Genomic DNA, 20,554 nt, shown 5'->3' on the forward strand with positions numbered 1-20,554 from the left:
GGCAAATGGCAAAGATTCTCTAAAATCTTTCTGGGATTATACGTTGGCTTTGAGGACAGTATTTTAATATAATATTGCTATGATAGAGATTAAGGGTGATATCTTTATAAACAAAAACGGTGAAGGATTTTTTGGAGAGGGTCGTTATAAGCTCTTAAAGCTTATAGATAGATACGGCTCTATATCAAAAGCTGCTAAAGAAATGAAGATGAGCTATAAAGCAGCTTGGGACCATATACAGGCTATGAACAATTTAGCGGAAGAGCCTATCGTTTATACAAAAACTGGTGGTAAAGACGGTGGACAAACTATACTTACACCATATGGTAAAAAGCTTTTAAGAAACTATGAACGTATACAAGAAGAGTACCAAAAATTTTTGGAGCTTTTAAAAGAAGAAGAATTAGAAAGTCTATACTTTATAAGGAGGTTAGATATGAAGTTGTCTGCAAGAAATCAGTTGCTTGGAAAAGTAAGCTCTGTCGAGAGAGGTCAGGCGGTCTCTGAAGTCACAATTTCAATAAGAAACGGTGCTACGGTAAAATCTGTAATCACCACAGAAGCGGCAGACGCTTTAGATTTAAAACCTGGCAAGGATGTAGTGGCTATTATAAAGTCCTCTGATGTTATTTTGGGGGTGGGGGAGGATGTAGAAAAACTATATCCATTGAGTGTGAGAAACATACTAAAGGGAACGGTAAAGCACATTGTAGAGTCAGATGTAAACAGCATGGTAAAAGTGGATATAGGCTCAGAGCTTACCATTAGCTCCGTAATAACTACAGAATCACTAAAAGAGCTTGGTATAAAAGAAGGTTCAGAAGTTTATGTCATAATAAAAGCTTCAAACGTTATGATTTATGTAATTTAGGAGGTTATTTATGAAAAAGTTTATTGTTTTTGGGCTTTTGGCAAGCAAAATAGTTTTTGGCGCCACAATTACAGTGGCGGCTGCAGCAGACCTTAGGTTTGTGTTACAAGATTTGACAGCCCTTTATGAGAAAGAGTACCCTCAAGACAAGCTAAAATTTATATACGGGGCTTCTGGTAATTTTTACAATCAGATAAGGGCAGGTTATCCTATAGATGTATTTATGTCTGCGGATACCCATTATCCAGAGCTTCTTTATAAACAAGGTTTATCTTACAAACCAAGACCTTACGCCATAGGTAAACTAGCTCTTTTCACCGTAGAGTCAAACATAAATGTAAACAATCCTAAGCTTGCCCTTTTAAAAGCAAAAAAAATAGCCATAGCAAACCCAAGAGTAGCTCCTTACGGCATCGCTGGCATATCAACGCTCCATTGTTATCATATATATAACGATGTTAAAAATAAAATAGTCTTTGGTGAAAACATAATACAAACCGCTCAATACGTAGCCTCTAAAAATGCCGATGTGGGGCTTGTGTCTTATTCACTTCTTTTAACTCCTCAGTTAAAAGGAAAAGGAAAAATTTATCTCATACCTCAAAGTTGTTATAAACCCATTGTACAAGGGGCTGCTGTAATAAAAGCAACGAAAGATAAAAATGCTGCTTTTAGATTTTTTAACTTCTTATATTCTCCGGAAGCTGTAGCCATATGGAAATCCTTTGGATACGGCATACCAAAATAAATGGATTACAAAGTTTTTTTAATAAGTTTTGAGCTAGCCATATCTACTACGCTAATCCTTGGTGTAGTAGGTATTTTTATAGCCTATTTTTTAGCTTTTAGTAAAAGCATAATAGCAGATATTGTAGAGCCTTTTATCATGAGCCCATTGGTACTACCACCAACTGTACTAGGGTTTTACATAATATACATATTTGGGCTTGGAAGTCCCATAGGACAATTTTTAAATCATTTTGGTATAAAGCTTGTATTTAACTTCAAAGGGCTTCTTTTTGGTTCTATCATATACAGCATGCCTTTTGCCGTTTCTCCAGTGTTATCTGGGTTTAGGTCTGTACCAAAATCCATTACAGAAGCTTCTTACACGCTTGGAAAATCAAAGTTTTATACGCTTTTAAAAGTGATAATACCAAATTCTAAATACTCTATAATAAGCTCACTGGTACTGGTTTTTTCACATACAATAGGAGAGTTTGGCGTAGTGCTTATGGTAGGTGGTGATATACCAGATAAAACCAGAACCGCTTCTATAGCCATATTTGATTATGTACAAGAGCTAAATTATAAAGATGCAAATATTACGGCGCTGATACTTTTTGGCATAGCGATGAGCACTCTTATATTTTTACAAATTTTAAAAAGGCTTCAAGAAAGATGATGCACATAAGTATTGAGACTAGGCTTTTTAAATTTGAAATCAATCTTTCTAAAAGCCAAATACTTGGAATATTAGGACCTTCTGGTATTGGCAAAACTACCACTTTAAGAGCGATAGCCGGTCTAGAGAAGGCTAAAGGTAAGATTGTAGTAGATAACGAAGTATGGCTTGATGAAAAGATATCATTGCCACCTCAAAAGCGCTCTGTGGGTTTTGTATTTCAAGACTTTGCATTGTTTCCAAACATGAAAGTAATTGACAATATCGCTTATGCCTCTTCAAAAGAAAAAGCTTTAGAGATTTTAAAAGCTTTTAACATAGAACATCTAAAAGACAAGTACCCAAACAAAATCTCCGGCGGTGAGCGCCAAAGAGTGGCAATAGCAAGAGCCATCGCTAGAGTTCCAAAAGTACTTTTAATGGACGAACCGTTTTCAGCTTTGGATAGAAAGACAAAACATTTTATACAGGATAAAATAATAGAATTTGCTAATACTTACAAATTTTACACAATTTTTGTAGCCCACGATTTGGGTGACATATTCAAACTATCTGACTTTGTATTTTCTGTGGAAGACCAAAGACTTTTATCGAAAGAAGAATTTGAAGAGTATTCTCTTAGCCTAATGTAAAAAACATTACAAATTTGTTATAACTATAACAATTGTCAAAAGCTTGTATACTTTATAACAAATCTAAATTACTATTGATTATCAAGCACAATTTGAATAATAAAATATGGCATCGTAATTGCTACAGTAAAATATGAAAGGAGGTTAATATCATGGGTTGCAATTCTAAAGCTTGTGGAATAGGTTCAAACACGGAGGATTTTCTTCCGGATCACATAAAGGAAAAGGTCAAAAATCATCCTTGCTACTCTCAAGAGGCACATCATTTTTACGCTAGGATGCACGTTGCCGTAGCACCGGCTTGCAATATACAGTGCAATTATTGTAATAGAAAATACGATTGTGCAAATGAATCAAGACCCGGTGTTGTAAGCGAGCTTCTTACACCAGAAGAGGCAGCTAAAAAGGTCTTGGCCGTGGCTATGGAAATACCTCAGCTATCCGTAGTAGGTATAGCAGGACCTGGAGACCCATTGGCAAATCCAGAAAGAACATTTAAGACTTTTGAGCTTATAAAAGAAAAGGCTCCAGACATAAAACTATGCCTTTCTACCAACGGTCTTGTATTGGATAAATACGTAGATAAAATAAAAGAGCTTGATGTAGACCATGTTACTGTCACTATAAACGCTGTAAGCGTTGATACGGCATCAAGAATATATCCTTGGGTTTTTTATAATCACAAAAGATACAAAGGCGAAGAAGCGGCAGCTATATTGCTAGAAAAACAATACGAAGGTCTACAAGCCTGTGTAGAAAATGGTATTCTAGTCAAAGTAAATACCGTTTTTGTCCCAGAAATAAATGGTGATGAGATTTTAGACCTTAGCAAAAAAGTAAAGTCAATGGGAGCATTTCTACACAACATAATGCCGTACGTAGAAGGTGATGGAACAGCTTTCCAAAAAGCAGGTATAAAATCTCCTTCTCCTCAAGTGTTGAAAGAAATCCAAGAAAAGTGTGAAGGCGATATGAATCTCATGAGGCACTGTAGACAATGTAGAGCTGATGCGGTAGGGCTTTTAGGAGAAGATAGAGGGCAAGAGTTTACGAAGGATAAGTTAGATAAGCTAAATATAAACTATGACCCAAATTGGCGTAAACAAGTACATGAAGAGATAGAAAAAGAAAGAGAAAAGTTACATAAAGCTAGAGAGCTGCTTTACAGTGCAAAAGAAGATAATAGCCCTAAAGTATTGGTAGCTGTAGCCTCAAAAGGTCAAATGACGGTAAACGAACACTTTGGAACAGCCAACGAATTTTTAATATACGAAGTAAGCGCTAGCGGCGCTAAGTTTATACACCATAGAAAGGTAACACCTTATTGTCATGGTTCTATATCATGTTTAGAAGGTGAGAACATCCTAGAAGACACCATATCAAAACTCTCAGATTGTAAAGCTATAATAGCCGCTAAAATAGGATTTGAACCAAGGGATGTTTTAAAAGAGAAAAACATAGATTGCGTTGATGAATATGCATTTCTTACGATAGATGAAGCCTTAGCTAAATATTACAAAGAATATGTTCTTGAAAAGATGGGCGAAAAAGTGGAGGTATGATGTATGGCTTACTCTATAGATATAAACGCTTGTGTATCTTGTTATGCTTGTGAGGATCTGTGCCCTACTAAAGCGATATACCACGACCACGATGAGGTGTTCTTTATAGACCCTAAGGTATGCGTTGAATGTGAAGGCTTTTACGACGAACCGCAATGTGTAGCTATATGCCCTATAGACCTATGCATTACCAAGTTAAAGGAGGTGAGTATATGAGTTTGTTTGAAGATATAAAAAAGCTAAGCAGTGCAGAAGAATTTTTTGATTACTTTAAAATACCCTATGAAGAACACATATTAAAACCTTTTAGACTACATATCTTGCAAAAGTTTAGGGTTTACATAGACACTCTATCGGTAACTTCTGAAGAAGAAGCCTATCAAAAAATGCGGGACTTTCTTATAAAAGCCTACTCTGATTTTCAAAGCTCTGATAGCCCATTTAAAGAAAGACTATTTAAAGTCCACCAAGATGTTGTGAAGCCTAACGTCGTTTTTGAGGTTGGTTTAAATGATAGAGCCAAAGTTTAAAGTAGGAGATATAGTGAGAACAAAGAGGAAAATAAGAAACGACGGCACGTTTCCAGGTTTACCCTGGGGCGAGCTTCTTCTACCAAAAGGAGCAGAAGGAATAGTAATAGATATAGGAAGATTTTTACAAACCCAAGTAGTGTATGTTGTTAACTTTTTAGAACACGGTAAAATAGTGGGGTGTTTGGAACATGAGCTTGAAGCCTGTAACGAAATATACTCTGTTTAAAGGCGTCATAACGGATTTGGATGTTGGTGAGTTTAGAGCTTCTATAATGGTAAAGTTTAAAAATTTGGAACTTTCTGCTGTAATACCAAAGAAAATGGTAACAGAATGGGGACTAAAGGTAGGTGATAAGGTAATGGTGCATATAGAAGAAGGTGGAGGTGTATATATTTACAAAAATAAGTTTACATGATATAATAAAAAATAAGGGGGTATTATGAATTTATATGACGATGGAGCCCATAAGTTTATATTGTTAAAAGGTATGAGACTTAGCGGAGATTATATATGGACCAACGAGTATATGGTTGTAGAAAAGGGTTATGCCGTTTTAATAGACCCAGGTAGCATATATTCGTTTTTTCAAGTTTATGATTCAATCCTTGATTATGTCAGCCCAGAAGATATAAAAGTTATATTTTACTCTCATCAAGACCCTGATGTAGCTTCAGGCGTCACAATGCTTATGGCAAATACAAAAGCTGATGTTTATGTATCAAAATTATGGAAAAGATTTATATCTCACTTTGGCATAAAAGATATGACAAAAATAAAGGAAATTCCAGACCATGGTATGAGTATAACATTGCCTAGCGGTAACGAAATTGAGTTTATCCCAGCACATTTTCTTCATAGTGTAGGAAATTTTTCTCTTTACGATAAGAAATCAGGTATTTTATTTAGCGGTGATATAGGAGCTTCTATTGTAACAAACGAAGAAGAGGATATATTTGTAGAAGATTTTAACGAACATTTAGCAAAAATGGAATCCTTTCACAAAAGATATATGCAAAGCAATATAGTTTGTAGAAAATGGGTTGAAGAAATAAGAAAAAGAAACATAAATATGATAGCACCTCAACATGGGAAAATATTCAAAGGGGAAAACGTAAACAAATTTTTAAACTGGTTATACAACCTTCGCTGTGGTTTAGACATTTTAGACGAGATATATCCAAAAACTTAACTCTTAAAAACTTATACTTTTTGAGGCTTAACACATATAAAATCTTCTTCTATTTTAATATCTATGTCCAAATCATATAATTTTGATATATCGTATTCTTTAAATACACTATACTTATCTTTAAAAGCTACTATCTTACCATCTTTCATAAGGATAACAAAATCACTGTAATAAAACGCCATCTCTAGCTCATGGAGAGTCATTATACATATAACATTGTTTGACTTTGTGAAATTCACTATAAATCTTAGAATATGATGTTTATTTCTAAAATCAAGATGATTCGTAGGCTCATCCAATATTAACACCGGTGGATTTTGCACTAGAGCCCTCGCTATCAGTATAAGCTTTTTCTCTCCGCCGCTTAGCTTGTCAAAATCCTCATAGGCTAAATCCTTAAGCCCAAGCATCTCTATTACAACGTTTGCTTTTTCATAATGCTTTGAAGAAGGTACAGAGTTTATATTAGAAAGCATACCCATAACTACTACATCTAACACTTTTAACGAATATTTAGAAGAGTGTTCTTGCCCTAGAAAAGCCAAATATTTAGATATTTCCTCTTGTTTTATAGTTTTTAGGCTTTTATCAGCCACAAAGATATCTCCAAAATCTGGCTTTATTAGCTTTACTAAACTTTTAAGAAGGGTGCTTTTACCAGCACCATTTGGTCCTAAAATAGAGTAAACAAATCCACTGTTAAATTCTAAATCTATACCTTTTAAAATTTGCTTATTGTTTGCCTTGTAAGTTATATTATTTACTTTTAGCATAGTTCGTTTTATACAAAAACCCAAACAACGGTGCACTTATGAACGATGTGATTATACCTATGGGTATTTCTCCAGTGGTTAAGCTTCTAGCTATATCATCGCATATAAGCACAAATATTGCTCCTATCAATATGCTTGCTACCGATACATATCTATTGTCATAACCTACTATCATTCTTGTAATATGGGGTACCACAAGCCCTACCCACCCAATGATACCTACCAAAGCTATACTTATAGATACAAGCAATGTAGCTAGCCCTACCATAAGCATTCTAAACTTATGAATATCAAAACCAAGAGCCATCGCCTCTTCATCTTCTAAGCTGGCTATATTTAAAAACCATCTTTTACTATATATCATCATTATAGGTATAAAGCAAATTAGGCCAATCAACACATCTTTATAGCCAACATCCGAAAAACTACCCATAAGCCAAAAAGTTATAGCTGGAAGCTTGTTGTCCGGGTCAGCAAAGTATTTCGCCAATCCAAGCAAAGAAGAGAAAAAAGAACCCACTATAATCCCAGACACAACCAAGCTTAGTATATTATCTCTTTGAGCTATGTAAAATACTATAACAGTGGATATGATACCTAAGATAAAGCTTAAAGATTGTATAAAAAGCGTATTACCTGAAAGCAATATGCCTATAGCTGCTCCAAAAGCACATCCAAAAGCAGTACCCAAGATGTCTGGGGAAGCCAACGGATTTTTAAATACGCTTTGATAAACAACTCCCGCCAAACTCATACTTCCACCAACTATACAAGATAATATTATACGTGGCAATCTTATATCATACACTATAGTTTCATAATAGCCTTTATTCTTCAAAAGCCAAAAATCAAAAGGAACTTTTATAGGACCAACAAAAATTGATAAACAAAAGGAAAATACAAGAAGAACAAAAAGATAAAAAATTTTTAACCTCATTTTCTAATCATAATCCATATACCAGTTTCGTTATCTATAAGTTCAAAAGGAAGGCCCAACGTAGCCAAATCGTTTAATATGCCAGGCACAGACTCCATGCGCTTTTTTACATAAAACTTCCATTCAGGATATTTAGATTCCATTATCTTTGAAATTTCACTAGCAAGTTCTTTTGTACCAAATCCACCACCTATGTAAGTTATACCACCTTCCTTTAATACTCTATATATCTCTTTAAAAGATGCTACCTTATCTTTCCAGAAAAACACAGAACCTCTACTTATTATAAGATCAAAAGAGCTATCGTCAAAAGGCATGCATTCTACAAAAGCATTTAATACTTTTATAGGCTTATTTTCTACTAAAATATAATCTCTTGCAGCGTCGCACATATCTATTTTTGAGTCTATAGCCACTATCTCAAAATCCCCAAGTTCATAAAGAGCCCTTGCTAGAGCTCCAGAACCTGTGCCTATATCTAAAACCTTACCTTTCGATACGCCAGTTTTTTGTACAATCTGCGCCGCTATCACAGGATATATATCTCTAAATATGTTTTCTGCTATATAAACCATATCATCATTTTTATGCTCAAAACTCATAGCCTATACTTCCTATAAGCGTAAAAGGAGCTCCCACTTGGTAGGTTGGTTGGCTTAGCGTAGCTTGGTTTGAGTTTGGAGACCATACGGTGGATATGTAGTGTTTGTTAAATAGGTTTAAAAGACTCAAAGACAAATCTAAATTATGTCCAGCCAATGCTTTCTTGTAATCCAATGTTAAATTGGCAATTATATAAGGGGATACCTCCTGAGTATGCGTAGAATCTCCCCATCTTCTACCAACATAATAAACGCTTGGAACTATGGATAGATTTTTATACTTATATAGCATACCTACTTTCACCATATTTTTAGGGGTATCTGGGGCTTGATTTCCAGCAATATTATAATTTTGAGATACTATGCCTGGTAAGTTTACACTTACATTTGACGTATAGTAAAATTTGTTATAAGAATAGCTTAAAAATGTAGAAAAGTGATTCGTAAAAGCATAAGCGGTTAAGATTTCCGCTCCATAGGACTTGGCATTTGCTATATTTGCTGGAAGGTATGCTAGCCCATTTGGAGTGCTTAGAGGCACAAAAGCACCGTAGTGATGCAAAAAGCTATAAAAAATTGTAGGGCTTATATAAAAATTATCTTTTTGATATTTTAATCCTAAATCTACGTTATCTGCTGTAGTAAGATTAAAAAATCTATCCCAAAGATATTGAAGGTTTATGTTGTGTTGAGTAAAAAATAGCTCGTTTGAAGCGTAAAAAGGCCATAGGTTTACGTTGGCTCCTGCATAGGTTTCACCGTAGTTTGCAAATAAGTTAAGATTTTTACCAAAAGAATGGTTCACACCTATATAAGGAAGAGGCTTGTTAAACACAACGCTTGAAGCCTGCTCATTTTGATTTTGGCCAGCTATAGCCATAGATTTATAGTTTAACCATTTAAACCCGGTCTCAAAACGCGTGTTTTCTATATTCCATTTAAAAGCCAAAAATGGTTCATTGGTAGTATGGTAATTGTGAAGTGCTTTTATAGGATATTTCATAAACACTAAATTGCCAGAGCTTGGATTAAATACTGCTATAGAATAAGGAGGACCAGGCATTTGTTGTCTATCGTACCAATAGCCAAGTATAAGTTTTTTGCTTTTATCAAAACTATACACATATTTTGTAATAAATCCATACCTTTTGCTATCCAAAGAAAAAAGTTGAACCACAGGTTGAGGATTCTTTATAGGTCCTTGCATCATACCGTATTCGTTATAACCTTTTATGGACCACCAATAAGGTTTAAATATAAGCTTTTGATAATTATCAGGTTTGATAGTGAAAGTTGGCAACATATAATAGTATCTAACATCTTCTAAATTATAGTTGTAATAAAAAGAAGACTTAGGGTCTTCATTATAATCGTAATCATAACCATATTGCTGAAGCTGGGTAAACGTATATTGAAAATAGTTGTTATGTTTGTTTTTTGTGTAGCCAGTTAAAAGATTTATAGTAAGAGCATCGCCTATTTTTAAATCCCCATCAAAGGTAAGATTACCCCTTCTTATTTCGCCAGGCCCTTTCCATTTGTGAGAATAAAGATAAGACCCAGATATAAAAAACTTAAATCTATTTTCTATATTTCCAGAATCTACTCTAAAATATGTATTTGTAAGATCGTGCGTACCAAAATACTCTTTTATATTGGTAGAGAATGTATTGCTTGGTTTTAATATATGCAAATCCAATATTCCAGGAAAATCTCCAAACACGTTAAAACCCTGGTCTGGCGGTATAGCACCAAGGTATGTAGTTATTTTAGATATATCTTGTGGATTAAAAATAGACACAGAAGCACCGGCTCCTGGACCGTTTGGCATAGGGGCATCTTCTATCTCTACATTACCAGCATGGGTAACATTTAGCCCTCTTATTCTTACAATCTCATCTGTTCCTATGTAATCTGGTCCTTCTACGTTTATAGATGGAAGTATCTTAACCATATCAAAAGCGTCAAAATTTAAGGGACTGATGGCTTTAAAACTTTTATTTGACACCACAAAACTTTGAGACGTTGAGAGCATTTGCTGTTTTTGGTTTACAAAAAAGTTTAATATTTTTTGCTTTTGGCTTAGAACCTCGTAAAACTTACCAGAAGAGCTAACCTTCAAAGGTGGAAGCTCATAAACTTTTTCTGCAAAACCAGACAAAGAGAACAAAGCCATTACAAGAGCTAGCTTTTTCATATTTACCTCCTATTTGAAAGTCAAATTGCACACTTTCATTGAGTTTATATTCCAAAATGTATGTAGATATTTTGCCTCTTCTTTTTGTATATAGCTTTTAAAATGTTGAAAATGAGTAGGATGCAATATGTAAGCTGTCCAAATAAGACCAAGCGGAAACTGCTCAGAAGAATACCAATTTGAATAAACAGATTTCTCTGAAGAACAAAAAGATGGAACCACATATACTCTTTTATTAACTACGGCGCTTACATGAGAAAGAGCTTTGTTTTTATATATTGAGTTTACATTACCGCCAGCTCCTATAAAAATAAAATCAGGATTCCATTTTATCATATCTTCTGTAGATATTTGACCAAACATACCCTTTACATCCTTTGCTACGTCAACTCCACCTGCCATACTTATAAGCTCTGAATCTAGTTTTGTAAATCCACCACCAGCAGTTAAAGACTTACCGCTTGGTCCCTCTTGGGTTAGATATAGCACCTTTGGCTTTCTCTTTATATTTTGAAGATGTAGCTTTGCATAATCGATATCTTGTTTGTAAAAATCTTCTATTTCCTTTGCATCTTTTTGATGATTTAAAAGTTTTCCAAGCTCATTTACGTCGCTCAATAGGGATTTTACACCACAAAATTGCCCACAAAAGGGAAATGTTTTAATACCCATGTTGTTTAACTTTTCATTGTAAATACCAAAAGGTGCAGTTATTACTAAAGATGGATTCAAACTTTTTATAACTTCCAAATTTGTAATATGAGGATTTCCTATGTCTATAGTTTTATCTATAAAATCTGGGTCTTCTTTCAATATGAGGTTGCCAGCAAAAAACGGTACAGCTTTTCTATTCATGCCGGGATATCCTACTATTCTATTTTGGGCTTTTAGCATGAAACAAAAGGGCAAAGCCATAGGAAATAAAACCGCATACTTTGGAGTCTTGTTCTCTCTATTATATTGATTGCCAGAAGATGATACATTTGATTTTTGAGAACAAGCGGTTATAAAAAACGGTACCAAAATTAGGGAAACCTTGCTTAATTTCATAATCCATACTCCTTAAAAATATTTTTTGCCTCTTCGCTATACGTTATAAAATCAAACAGCAAAATAGCTTCTTTGGTTTTGTTTATAATTACCCCAGCTTGTTCTATAGGCTTATAATAAGATGTGCTCAATTCAAGATAGTTTTTTGATTTTAAATTGGCTAGCACAAAAGACAACGGCAAAAAAGCAATGCTTGATTTTTGAGTTTTATGTATTTCTAAAACTTCCTTTGGGTTTTTGCCAAACATGAGTTTGTCTTTGTTGTATAAATTTATATTTTGCAAAAACTCATACGCAGCTCTCCCATAAGGGGCAATGCTTGGATCTGGCATTGCTATAACATCTACTTTCTTTATATCTTCTTCAGATGGTTTTTTATCAAAAGCAAATAAACAAAGTCTTCCTCTAGCATATACTCTTAACTCACTACCTATACCAAGCTCTTCTAATTCTTTAGCTGACTCTACATCTGCCGATAAGAAAATATCATAAGGCTTTTCATATAAATTAATTAGTGATTGCTTGTATACTAGGCAGTTATCACCTATTGTAATAGATTTAGCAATATTTACTCTGTCTATTATCTTATCAATAATACCTTCTAAATTTGGGGCACAAGCTAACTTTACCATAGTCACTCCTTCTCTAGTTAGTATATCTAAAAAAGTTAGTATACCTAAACCGTAATATACTTTAGTATATTACGATATATAAAAAATGTCAATAGCAATATATATGATAAAATATAACAATTTATATTATAAAAATCTATAAAGGCTTTATTTCTGCTTTAAAATCCATCATAGGCGATTGGTATAAACTAGAGGTTACCAATATATCTGCACCAGTAGCAGCGTAGTGCTCTATATTCGATATATTTATCCCACCAGCAGCTAAAACAATCAAGTCTGGCTTTATGGCTTTTAAATGCTTTACCGCTTTTTCTAAAAGCTTGACATCAATCTTATCAAACTGTATCATATCAGCCACATCTATAAACGTTGTGGCTTCTTCTAAAGAAGATACTTCTATACATACTTTATGCTCTTTAGCTCTATGTTTTAGGTTTTTAACAGCTCTTAAAAGCTCTTCATGATTTTTAAAAAATATTTTATGCTGATCAAAAATTAATATGCTCTCAGAAAGTCCTAGCCTATGAGGTATTGCTCCGCCGGTAATTATAGACTTGATAGTTAGGCTTTTATTAAAACCTATCGTTTTCCTAGTGGTGGCTATCTCTATATTGCCATTTACGCTTTTTGCCTTTCTTACCATTTCATATGTTTTTGTAGCTATACCAGACATATATTCCAATATATTTAAACAAAGCCTCCAAGCCTTATGCACGCTTTTTGCATATCCATAAGCTTCAAAAAATGATTCGTTAGGCTTTAAAACAGTACCAGACGGTTTAAAATCCTTTATATCTAAATCTAGTTTCTTGGCTATCCTTACAGCTTCTTCCGTACCGCAAAGGATACATTCATTTTCCCTATTTGATATTGTAAGCGTAGCGTTAGACCTTATGTCTAGAAGTTCTGTAGTTATATCCCAATATGGCACATCATCTTTTATAAACTTATCTATTTCTTCATCCGTTATATATATCATAATATAACCATTAACAATATAAAAATCTATAGCCGGCCACTACATCCGGCTATAGACTCTATAAAATTTAACAATTATTTCTTCTTAGCTGCTTTTTTATGGGCCTTTTTAGCCATCTTGGCTGCTGCCTTTTTAGCATGGTGAGCGTGAGATTTTACATCTACTGGTTTACCGTTCAATATACAAAGAGGATTGCGTTTTCTGTCTTTATACTTGAGGGTCCAGTAATTAAATTCACGTCTTGCTCTAGCCTTTTCAGCAGGTGTAAGGTGTACCAAGTATCTCAATCTCATACCAACTCTTAGTATCCATGGGTCTCTACCTATAGCCCTTCTGTTTAAGTCATATATAGATGGCCAGTATACTTGAGTACCGTAAATCCTTTGTGCTATAGTGGAAAGGGTATCGCATGGTTTTACCCTATAATAACCATACATAGCATGCGGTTTTACTATGGGTTTACTTACCGGCGGCGGAGGTGGTGGAGGTGGAGTTTGTGGTGGTGGGGGAGGTGGAGGTGGTGGGGGAGGTGGAGGTGGTGGGGGAGGTGGAGGTGGTGGAGGGGCCGGTTTGTGCTCTTCTTTACCAAGAGCTTTAATCTTGTTGATATCGATACAAGTAATCCAATAAGCACCGTCGTTACAGGTGTCTGGTTCAGGATTTGCGTACACACCTGCGCCTTCATTTCCGTGTGCGCTTGCGGCATAAAGCATGAACCCCAGTCCTATGGCTGGCGCCAGCATTGTAAGAAACCTATTCATAGCTTTCTCCTCCTTTAACTAAAGTATAGCTCTTTTCAAAGCTTTTGTCAAGCTATATATATTATATCGTAATTTTATAAAAAAAGTATAAACTTTTTACAAATGTACTTTATGATATAAATGCATTTAGTTTTGAGGCTTTTAAAGAAGGATAGCGTAAAAGATTTACATTTAATATTTAAAATATTATCTACCAGTTAGAAAACAAGACAATTATAAAAGAGAAAAGTTAAAACAAAAATCACCAAAATATATCTAATAATCTATTTATGCACTTCGCGTTAGAAATTCACCCTTCTAGCTCACTAGTACTAAAAAGCTATGTACTATACATAAACATATAAACAAGCGATAAAAGATTATATGAATATGCTTTAGGTAGTTTATTTTTTTGTGAAATACCACTTTAAATCCTCAAGCCTTTTTCAATATCATGTTATAAAATCTAACGATTTACATTTAGGATAACTCTAGAAAGTAGTTTGAGTGATATTACAATCCAAGCTTTACTCTGGCTTTTTATTAAAAATGATGCAAGATTAAATTCCTCGCTAGAGATATAAATGATTATTATATAAAATGGGGCCACCAGAGCCCCATCTAGAACAAAAGACTTATTTATTGAGCTGGTATAAACTGTACTACACCGTTACCAATAAGATTATATCCACTGCTTATTGAATTTGGATTATTTGGATCACGGGGAGCCAACATTAAAGCGTTTAAGTTTACAACAGCTACGCAACTCTTATCACCGGAAGCATAAAGTCCATACTGGTTTCCACCAAGCGAAACTGTCATAGCTTCAGAATGAGGATCGCCAGCGCTAACAAATGAACTGCAAGATGGATTAGATGAAGAATTTAGTAGGAGTTGTGTTAGGTCAACATAAACTGGGTTGAATGTATAGCTTGTAAGTAGATTTGTACCTGTAGTACCAGACAATGTAGGCAACATCGAAGCACCAATCCAAGCATCTGGGGAAAATTCAGTACCCATGAATAGAAAGTCACCACTGCCAGAAGCTAACACACCGGTGAATCTAGCTGGCATATTTGCTTCTGAAAAGAATTTATAAGGAGCTGTAAATACAGTGCCACTATAAGTAGCTTGACTCATGTCTATTTCTAAAAGTACAGTAGGACCCTCAGTTTGCATTATAATTATTCCCGTGGCAGGATCTATGGCTTCGGAATCCGTTTCATCTTCGGAATACTGATAACAAAGATTTTGCTGATTTGTGTCAGATATAGAAGAACAGCTAATTGTCATAGAATATATCGTATTGTTGGTCATACTGGCTATATTTAAAGTAACGTATCCATACGTTCCTACGTAAGAGCCTGGTGCTATAATCCATCTACGTGTTGGATCAACGCTCATGTTTTCACCGATAGACATACTATATACAGTGGCAGCTGTTATAGAGGATGTCCCAGTAGAAGAAGGGTAGTTATATACATGATATCCATCATATCCAGCAACAATAAACTGGCCAGCAAACGGATTACTAATATTTGGCATAGTAGCTACACCGCAATCTGTACAACTATCTCCTGAGAATATTGTAGCCTGCAATGGTAAATCACTAAGCGTATAAATATTAGTAGCTATATCTGAAGTGTTTCCAGTTGTTGCAAATTTACTTAAATCAAGTATAGCTACTTGATTGCTATCATATTGAATACATACCATTTTCTCAGCTAACGAGTCAACGGAACATGCATCAGGACCATATCCATTAGAAAAAGTTAATGAGATAAAACTCAAGCTAAGAGTAGAAGATGCCATATTTGGTACAGATACAGAACGAAGCACTGTAGATACGGTAGTAAGGCTAGAAGTCCCTATGTTAAAGGGTATTATTCCAGCACTTGTAGGTAAAAATGCTACGCGCATATTGTTGGTGGCAAATACAGCAAAAGCAGTTGAGCCGTTAGTGGCAGCTTGTATACCTAAGTTTGTGCAGCTTATTGTTATGCTGCTAACGTTAGCATTGTCAATAGTACCACTACCATTCATTACAGTACAAACTTCACTCGCTGGAGCTTGAACACTAACGCTGTAAGCTTGACCGTTAACAAATTTTGCAGGAAATGTAAAGCTACCAGCTGAAGATATAGAGATTGAATCCCCTAAATTATCTGATATAGTAATTGGGCTAAGATTGCTACCAACTACTACACCGCCTATGGTATAATAAGCCTGAGAACTACTTCCACTACTTACGCTTGCACCACCTCCACCACCTCCACCACAACCGTTAATTAGACCGAAGCCCAACAACGCTAGAGCAACGCCCTGTTTCTTAAGCGTTGTATTTCTCATAATACACCTCCTCAACCTCAAGTTATTCAGCAATTATTATTTTATAATTTTTATATGTATAAAAAAGATAAATAGTTTTTATAATAAATATAATCCATATTTATAGATCAATAACTAAGATAAATGGTAATAAGTTATATCCTTTATATATGCTATAATAACCTTTTAATGAAAGCTATTTTATGCCTTGAAGATGGAACATATTTTATTGGAAAATCTTTTGGTAAAACCGGAGAATGCTTTGGAGAGGTAGTATTCAACACAGCTATCACAGGTTATCAAGAGATTATAACAGACCCTTCTTACAAAGGTCAGATAGTAGTAATGACAAATCCACAGATAGGAAACTATGGTGTGAACGACAATGACATAGAATCAGACGCTCCAAAGGTGGCTGGGTTTGTAGTAAAAGATATATCAAAAATAGCCAGCAACCATACTTCTATTTCTACGCTGTCTAGTTATCTTGAAAAACACAACATAGTAGGAATATCAAACATAGACACAAGGGCTTTGGTCAAGATATTGCGAGAAAGGGGTGTAACCAGAGGTTTTATCTCTACCATAGACTTAAAGCCAAAAACAATATACGAAAAGGTAAAGATGGTCAAAGACATATCCTCTCTTGATTTAGTATCAGAAGTTACCACTGAGAAAATTTACAAAGTAGAGGCTTATAAAAGCTCAAAACATTTCGTAGTGATAGATTTTGGTATCAAAAAAAGCATAATAAAGTATCTTGTAGAAAACGGCATAACATGTACCGTAGTGCCAGCCAATATATCAAAAGAAGATATAGAACAAATAAATCCAGATGCAATATTTTTATCAAACGGTCCCGGAGACCCCGCAAATGTATTAAACGGTATAAACATAGCAAAATACTTTTTTGGCAAAAAGCCAGTTTTTGGAATATGTCTCGGTCATCAGATAATGGCTTTAGCAATCGGAGCTAAAACTTACAAGTTAAAATTTGGACACCACGGAGCCAATCATCCTGTCAAGGATGTAAGAAACAATAAAGTAGTTATAACCTCTCAAAATCATAACTACGCCGTAGAAGATTTGCCAGACTTCATGGAAGTCACGCATATTAATTTGTTGGATAACACGGTAGAAGGCATGGCTCATAGAAATATCCCCTATTATTCTGTACAATTTCATCCGGAAGCTTCACCAGGTCCTCACGATGCTCTTTATATATTTAAAGAATTTAAAGATATGGTCTAAATGTATAAAAATCTACTTTACATCTCTATATTTAGAGTCCTAAGGGGTATTGCCGGTGGCATCATCACAATAGCTTTCCCTTATATAATTTTAAAAGATTTCCATAAAAGCATAGGATACTTAGGTTTTATATACGCTTTAGCCACTATTTCCACCGCTATTTTATCCGTATTGGGCGGTATCATAGCGGATGTTTGGCATAGGAAGAATGCTGTTATTGTTATGTCGGCACTTCTGCCTTTGAGCGCTTTGCTACTCTATTTAGAGCCTTCTTACATAATGGCTTTTTTAAGCGCTGTTTTAGGTGGGTACTCTGCCACTGGTTCTTTGATGAGCGGTGGAGTAGGTGGTGCCATCATGCCCGCCGTAAACGCTTTGGCTACAGATATAATACCAAAAGAAAAAAGGGTGTTTGCCTATTCTATATTTACTTTTCTAACAGGTATATCAGGTGCCTTTGGTGCATACTTGATAAGGTTTATCCCAAACAACAAAGAAGCTTTCTTGGTAGCTTTCTGGATATCTTTATTGGGCATACTTTTTATAATACCAATAGATTCATACCATAAAAAGGGTAGATTGGATACACTAAACAGCAAAAAAACCATAGGTCAATTTTCAGTGGTGGGTTTTCTAAATGGATTTTCCCAAGGGCTTATAACACCATTTTTAATTCCATTTTTTATAATAGTTTATCATATCAAAAAATCTGATATGGCTTTTTGGGCTTTTTTAGCTGGTATTTTAGCTTCCATTTCACCTCTTCTTGCAAATATACTGTATAAACATCTTGGCAATCTTAAAAGCATAATACTTACAAGAGCTGTAGGCGCTATCATCATATTTTTTATGCCGCTCGCAAGAAACCTTTATGTAGATTTGATTTTATATAGCCTTTACCCTTCGTTTAGAGTGCTGGCTTTACCTATACAACAATCTATGATGAGCGAGATGATCGACATATCCGAAATAGCTAGAGCTTTTAGCCTCAATCAAATATCACGCTTGGGTGCTTCTTCTATAGCTACGATGCTCACAAGCCTGTTATGGGAGTTTTCGTTTGTAAGTTTACCGTTTTATATATATACCTCTATAATGGCAATAAATATTGGTTTATATAAAAAATTTTTCGGAAATCAAGCAAAATAGCCACTATTCGTCGTGAAGTTCTCTTATCTCATCGTTGGCTGGTATCTCATCGGTATAAGCTTTATCTATGTTTCCAGTCCTCAAATTTATAAGTCTTGTATACACTATAAGCTGATGCCTTGTTAGGGTGTACATACCTTGATATATGTAAGATGTTCTAAATCTCGTCCTCAAATCCTTTACATTGGAAGAAAGAGCTACATCGCCGTGTGAATTTACCGTTACATACTTTGATAAGTTTATCTCAATGATTTTAACATGACACTCTTTTATAAGAGCATCTTTAAAAAGCTCTGTAAGGGTTTTTCCCAGAGCGCTTGTATAGTTTATGTTGTTTGAATCTACGTAAGTCATAACAGCTACCACCGGTATCGTATACGTCTTGTTGTAAACGTTAAAAGTAGGACATGTATGATGCGCCATCCTATCAGCAAGATACTTTAAAGGAGCTTTAGATTTTTCTATGCCAAGCTTATAAGCTTCATAATTTACGGTGGATGTTATAGAAGAGCAACTTAGCTGCGATAAAGAAAAAACTATAATAGGCAAAAAGTTTACAAGCTTTTTGTATTGCATAAAGTCATTACGTTTTCAAGAGGCTCTTCTAAAGTCCTAAGAGCACATTCGCTTGCTTTTTCCACAGCCTTTTTTACAACAGCCACATCTTTATAATCAAAATGGCTTAAGACGTACTGAGATACATCATCCTTAGAGGCTGGTCTACCTATCCCTATCCTTAACCTTGGAAAATCTTGAGTCCTCAACTCTTTTATAATAGATTCCACTCCATTATGACCTCCAGAGCCTCCGCTTGGTTTTAGCTTTATAGTGCCAATTGGTAAATCCATATCATCGTATATTACAAGTATATCATTTGGAGATATCTTTGTTTTTTCTACAAACTGTCTTAAAGCTATACCTGAGTTATTCATAAAAGTTTGTGGTTTTATAAGGTATACATCTTTTTCTTTTATATAAAAAACCAAAGACATATATTTTTCAATAGGTGTTTTTAAATGTAGCTTAAAAGCTATGTCATCTATTACTTTAAACCCTATGTTGTGCTTTGTATCTTTGTATTTGGGCCCAGGATTTCCAAGGCCCACTAAAGCTTTTATCATTATTTGGTGGCAGCTTCTTGAGCTTGTTCTTCTTCGCCTTCTTTAGTTTCCTCTGGTTCTGCCACTACAAGAACAACCTCTTCTGGGTCTTCCATCAATTTACAATTTGCCGGTATATTAAGATCTTTAACGTGCAAAACCCCACCAAGGCCTACATTTGATATATCCACCGTTATTTTATCCGGTATCTCTCTTGGGTTTACCTTTAATTCTATGCTGTGAAGATGTATTTCAAGAGTACCACCCAGCTCCACACCTTTAGGTGTGCCTACAAATTCAAGAGGCACCTCCACACCTGTTTCAGTAACATTTGATATGTTGTACAAATCTACATGCACTGGGTTATCTCCAAGCCATCCATACTGAATATCCCTAAGAAGACAAGGCAGTGTTTCATTGCCAAGCTTTGCCTCGATCAAAAACGTAGTACCATGGGGCATAGCCGCTAAATCCTTTATCCTCATATAGGCGTGAATATTTTGTACACCTTTGCCATAAATCTCTACTGGCACAAATCCTTCCTTTCTCTTGGTCTTTTTATCGCCCTTTGTAGAAGCTGTTCTTTCTAAAAGCTCAACACTAACTCTCTTCATAGCAATCTC

Annotated in this window: 24 protein-coding genes; 12 read left to right on the forward strand and 12 right to left on the reverse strand. The window is 35.0% G+C overall.

What is annotated here, in order from left to right; genetic code table 11:
• Nucleotides 1-79: 79 nt before the first annotated feature.
• From ACYQZV_RS07225 to ACYQZV_RS07270, 10 genes are all read left to right on the forward strand, one after another.
• A complete protein-coding gene (locus tag ACYQZV_RS07225) occupies nucleotides 80-871 on the forward strand; it encodes a TOBE domain-containing protein (RefSeq protein WP_459894456.1) in 792 nt (263 codons plus the stop codon).
• Between the two features lie 10 nt (nucleotides 872-881).
• Nucleotides 882-1,619 (forward strand): molybdate ABC transporter substrate-binding protein, encoded by a 738-nt coding sequence (modA, locus tag ACYQZV_RS07230; RefSeq protein WP_459894458.1) that lies wholly within the window; start codon nucleotides 882-884, stop codon nucleotides 1,617-1,619.
• Nucleotides 1,620-2,276, forward strand: a complete 657-nt coding sequence (gene modB, locus ACYQZV_RS07235; RefSeq protein WP_459894461.1) for a molybdate ABC transporter permease subunit — start codon at nucleotides 1,620-1,622, stop codon at nucleotides 2,274-2,276. It abuts the gene before it with no gap.
• Entirely contained in the window at nucleotides 2,276-2,908 is a 633-nt protein-coding gene (locus ACYQZV_RS07240; protein WP_459894463.1) for a sulfate/molybdate ABC transporter ATP-binding protein, read from the forward strand. The genes modB and ACYQZV_RS07240 overlap by 1 nt, the downstream gene beginning before the upstream one ends.
• Nucleotides 2,909-3,060: 152 nt before the next feature.
• A complete protein-coding gene (gene nifB, locus ACYQZV_RS07245) occupies nucleotides 3,061-4,470 on the forward strand; it encodes a nitrogenase cofactor biosynthesis protein NifB (protein WP_459894466.1) in 1,410 nt (469 codons plus the stop codon).
• Nucleotides 4,471-4,473: 3 nt separating this feature from the next.
• Nucleotides 4,474-4,686 carry a 4Fe-4S dicluster domain-containing protein gene (locus tag ACYQZV_RS07250; protein ID WP_459894468.1) on the forward strand — a complete coding sequence of 71 codons (213 nt, stop codon included), beginning with the start codon at nucleotides 4,474-4,476 and terminating at the stop codon, nucleotides 4,684-4,686.
• A complete protein-coding gene (nifW, locus tag ACYQZV_RS07255; protein WP_459894470.1) occupies nucleotides 4,683-5,000 on the forward strand; it encodes a nitrogenase-stabilizing/protective protein NifW in 318 nt (105 codons plus the stop codon). The genes ACYQZV_RS07250 and nifW overlap by 4 nt, the downstream gene beginning before the upstream one ends.
• Nucleotides 4,981-5,229 (forward strand): nitrogen fixation protein NifZ, encoded by a 249-nt coding sequence (locus tag ACYQZV_RS07260; RefSeq protein WP_459894472.1) that lies wholly within the window; start codon nucleotides 4,981-4,983, stop codon nucleotides 5,227-5,229. The genes nifW and ACYQZV_RS07260 overlap by 20 nt, the downstream gene beginning before the upstream one ends.
• A gap of 16 nt (nucleotides 5,230-5,245) precedes the next feature.
• Complete coding sequence (locus tag ACYQZV_RS07265; protein ID WP_459894474.1) at nucleotides 5,246-5,419, forward strand: AbrB/MazE/SpoVT family DNA-binding domain-containing protein; 174 nt, start codon at nucleotides 5,246-5,248, stop codon at nucleotides 5,417-5,419.
• Nucleotides 5,420-5,443: 24 nt separating this feature from the next.
• Nucleotides 5,444-6,193 (forward strand): oxygen-binding di-iron domain-containing protein, encoded by a 750-nt coding sequence (locus ACYQZV_RS07270; protein ID WP_459894477.1) that lies wholly within the window; start codon nucleotides 5,444-5,446, stop codon nucleotides 6,191-6,193.
• Between the two features lie 11 nt (nucleotides 6,194-6,204).
• Here ACYQZV_RS07270 and ACYQZV_RS07275 read toward each other — a convergent pair whose 3' ends face one another.
• The 9 genes from ACYQZV_RS07275 to ACYQZV_RS07315 all read right to left on the reverse strand — a co-directional run bounded on the left by ACYQZV_RS07275 (nucleotide 6,205) and on the right by ACYQZV_RS07315 (nucleotide 16,407).
• Nucleotides 6,205-6,966 (reverse strand): ABC transporter ATP-binding protein, encoded by a 762-nt coding sequence (locus ACYQZV_RS07275; protein ID WP_459894479.1) that lies wholly within the window; start codon nucleotides 6,964-6,966, stop codon nucleotides 6,205-6,207.
• Nucleotides 6,950-7,903, reverse strand: coding sequence for a FecCD family ABC transporter permease (locus tag ACYQZV_RS07280; RefSeq protein WP_459894481.1), 954 nt, complete (start codon nucleotides 7,901-7,903; stop codon nucleotides 6,950-6,952). The genes ACYQZV_RS07275 and ACYQZV_RS07280 overlap by 17 nt, the downstream gene beginning before the upstream one ends.
• The gene (locus tag ACYQZV_RS07285; protein ID WP_459894483.1) at nucleotides 7,900-8,505 is read right to left on the reverse strand and encodes a class I SAM-dependent methyltransferase; all 606 of its coding nucleotides are present in this window, start codon (nucleotides 8,503-8,505) and stop codon (nucleotides 7,900-7,902) included. Before ACYQZV_RS07285 ends, ACYQZV_RS07280 begins: the two co-directional genes overlap by 4 nt.
• The gene (locus tag ACYQZV_RS07290; protein ID WP_459894485.1) at nucleotides 8,495-10,702 is read right to left on the reverse strand and encodes a TonB-dependent receptor; all 2,208 of its coding nucleotides are present in this window, start codon (nucleotides 10,700-10,702) and stop codon (nucleotides 8,495-8,497) included. Before ACYQZV_RS07290 ends, ACYQZV_RS07285 begins: the two co-directional genes overlap by 11 nt.
• A gap of 9 nt (nucleotides 10,703-10,711) precedes the next feature.
• On the reverse strand, nucleotides 10,712-11,752 hold the full coding sequence (locus tag ACYQZV_RS07295; protein ID WP_459894488.1) for an ABC transporter substrate-binding protein: 1,041 nt from the start codon (nucleotides 11,750-11,752) through the stop codon (nucleotides 10,712-10,714).
• Nucleotides 11,749-12,384: a molybdate ABC transporter substrate-binding protein gene (gene modA / locus ACYQZV_RS07300; protein WP_459894491.1), complete on the reverse strand. Its 636-nt coding sequence runs from the start codon at nucleotides 12,382-12,384 to the stop codon at nucleotides 11,749-11,751. Before modA (ACYQZV_RS07300) ends, ACYQZV_RS07295 begins: the two co-directional genes overlap by 4 nt.
• 136 nt (nucleotides 12,385-12,520) lie before the next feature.
• Nucleotides 12,521-13,363: a ModD protein gene (gene modD / locus ACYQZV_RS07305; protein ID WP_459894493.1), complete on the reverse strand. Its 843-nt coding sequence runs from the start codon at nucleotides 13,361-13,363 to the stop codon at nucleotides 12,521-12,523.
• A gap of 74 nt (nucleotides 13,364-13,437) precedes the next feature.
• Nucleotides 13,438-14,124 (reverse strand): LysM peptidoglycan-binding domain-containing protein, encoded by a 687-nt coding sequence (locus tag ACYQZV_RS07310; protein ID WP_459894495.1) that lies wholly within the window; start codon nucleotides 14,122-14,124, stop codon nucleotides 13,438-13,440.
• Between the two features lie 618 nt (nucleotides 14,125-14,742).
• The gene (locus ACYQZV_RS07315) at nucleotides 14,743-16,407 is read right to left on the reverse strand and encodes a hypothetical protein (RefSeq protein ID WP_459894497.1); all 1,665 of its coding nucleotides are present in this window, start codon (nucleotides 16,405-16,407) and stop codon (nucleotides 14,743-14,745) included.
• Between the two features lie 213 nt (nucleotides 16,408-16,620).
• Here ACYQZV_RS07315 and carA point away from each other — a divergent pair, with 213 nt between their 5' ends.
• Entirely contained in the window at nucleotides 16,621-17,682 is a 1,062-nt protein-coding gene (carA, locus tag ACYQZV_RS07320) for a glutamine-hydrolyzing carbamoyl-phosphate synthase small subunit (protein WP_459894499.1), read from the forward strand.
• Nucleotides 17,683-18,831 (forward strand): MFS transporter, encoded by a 1,149-nt coding sequence (locus tag ACYQZV_RS07325; protein ID WP_459894501.1) that lies wholly within the window; start codon nucleotides 17,683-17,685, stop codon nucleotides 18,829-18,831.
• A gap of 3 nt (nucleotides 18,832-18,834) precedes the next feature.
• Here the strand turns inward: ACYQZV_RS07325 and ACYQZV_RS07330 are convergent, their stop codons facing one another.
• Genes ACYQZV_RS07330 through ACYQZV_RS07340 form a run of 3 tightly spaced genes read right to left on the reverse strand, consistent with a single transcriptional unit; the run spans nucleotide 18,835 to nucleotide 20,545 of the window.
• Nucleotides 18,835-19,407 carry a FlgO family outer membrane protein gene (locus tag ACYQZV_RS07330; protein WP_459894503.1) on the reverse strand — a complete coding sequence of 191 codons (573 nt, stop codon included), beginning with the start codon at nucleotides 19,405-19,407 and terminating at the stop codon, nucleotides 18,835-18,837.
• On the reverse strand, nucleotides 19,386-19,952 hold the full coding sequence (gene pth / locus ACYQZV_RS07335) for an aminoacyl-tRNA hydrolase (protein WP_459894505.1): 567 nt from the start codon (nucleotides 19,950-19,952) through the stop codon (nucleotides 19,386-19,388). The genes ACYQZV_RS07330 and pth overlap by 22 nt, the downstream gene beginning before the upstream one ends.
• On the reverse strand, nucleotides 19,952-20,545 hold the full coding sequence (locus tag ACYQZV_RS07340; RefSeq protein WP_459894507.1) for a 50S ribosomal protein L25/general stress protein Ctc: 594 nt from the start codon (nucleotides 20,543-20,545) through the stop codon (nucleotides 19,952-19,954). Before ACYQZV_RS07340 ends, pth begins: the two co-directional genes overlap by 1 nt.
• Nucleotides 20,546-20,554 lie beyond the last annotated feature (9 nt).

The sequence above is a fragment of the Hydrogenobaculum acidophilum genome (assembly GCF_054656715.1).

Coding starts and splice junctions, on each gene's coding strand:
- ACYQZV_RS07225 (WP_459894456.1), top strand. CDS start 80: ATGATAGAGATTAAGGGTGATATCTTTATAAACAAAAACGGTGAAGGA.
- modA (WP_459894458.1), top strand. CDS start 882: ATGAAAAAGTTTATTGTTTTTGGGCTTTTGGCAAGCAAAATAGTTTTT.
- modB (WP_459894461.1), top strand. CDS start 1,620: ATGGATTACAAAGTTTTTTTAATAAGTTTTGAGCTAGCCATATCTACT.
- ACYQZV_RS07240 (WP_459894463.1), top strand. CDS start 2,276: ATGCACATAAGTATTGAGACTAGGCTTTTTAAATTTGAAATCAATCTT.
- nifB (WP_459894466.1), top strand. CDS start 3,061: ATGGGTTGCAATTCTAAAGCTTGTGGAATAGGTTCAAACACGGAGGAT.
- ACYQZV_RS07250 (WP_459894468.1), top strand. CDS start 4,474: ATGGCTTACTCTATAGATATAAACGCTTGTGTATCTTGTTATGCTTGT.
- nifW (WP_459894470.1), top strand. CDS start 4,683: ATGAGTTTGTTTGAAGATATAAAAAAGCTAAGCAGTGCAGAAGAATTT.
- ACYQZV_RS07260 (WP_459894472.1), top strand. CDS start 4,981: ATGATAGAGCCAAAGTTTAAAGTAGGAGATATAGTGAGAACAAAGAGG.
- ACYQZV_RS07270 (WP_459894477.1), top strand. CDS start 5,444: ATGAATTTATATGACGATGGAGCCCATAAGTTTATATTGTTAAAAGGT.
- ACYQZV_RS07275 (WP_459894479.1), bottom strand. CDS start 6,966: ATGCTAAAAGTAAATAATATAACTTACAAGGCAAACAATAAGCAAATT.
- ACYQZV_RS07280 (WP_459894481.1), bottom strand. CDS start 7,903: ATGAGGTTAAAAATTTTTTATCTTTTTGTTCTTCTTGTATTTTCCTTT.
- ACYQZV_RS07285 (WP_459894483.1), bottom strand. CDS start 8,505: ATGAGTTTTGAGCATAAAAATGATGATATGGTTTATATAGCAGAAAAC.
- ACYQZV_RS07290 (WP_459894485.1), bottom strand. CDS start 10,702: ATGAAAAAGCTAGCTCTTGTAATGGCTTTGTTCTCTTTGTCTGGTTTT.
- ACYQZV_RS07295 (WP_459894488.1), bottom strand. CDS start 11,752: ATGAAATTAAGCAAGGTTTCCCTAATTTTGGTACCGTTTTTTATAACC.
- modA (WP_459894491.1), bottom strand. CDS start 12,384: ATGGTAAAGTTAGCTTGTGCCCCAAATTTAGAAGGTATTATTGATAAG.
- modD (WP_459894493.1), bottom strand. CDS start 13,363: ATGATATATATAACGGATGAAGAAATAGATAAGTTTATAAAAGATGAT.
- ACYQZV_RS07310 (WP_459894495.1), bottom strand. CDS start 14,124: ATGAATAGGTTTCTTACAATGCTGGCGCCAGCCATAGGACTGGGGTTC.
- carA (WP_459894499.1), top strand. CDS start 16,621: ATGAAAGCTATTTTATGCCTTGAAGATGGAACATATTTTATTGGAAAA.
- ACYQZV_RS07325 (WP_459894501.1), top strand. CDS start 17,683: ATGTATAAAAATCTACTTTACATCTCTATATTTAGAGTCCTAAGGGGT.
- ACYQZV_RS07330 (WP_459894503.1), bottom strand. CDS start 19,407: ATGCAATACAAAAAGCTTGTAAACTTTTTGCCTATTATAGTTTTTTCT.
- pth (WP_459894505.1), bottom strand. CDS start 19,952: ATGATAAAAGCTTTAGTGGGCCTTGGAAATCCTGGGCCCAAATACAAA.
- ACYQZV_RS07340 (WP_459894507.1), bottom strand. CDS start 20,545: ATGAAGAGAGTTAGTGTTGAGCTTTTAGAAAGAACAGCTTCTACAAAG.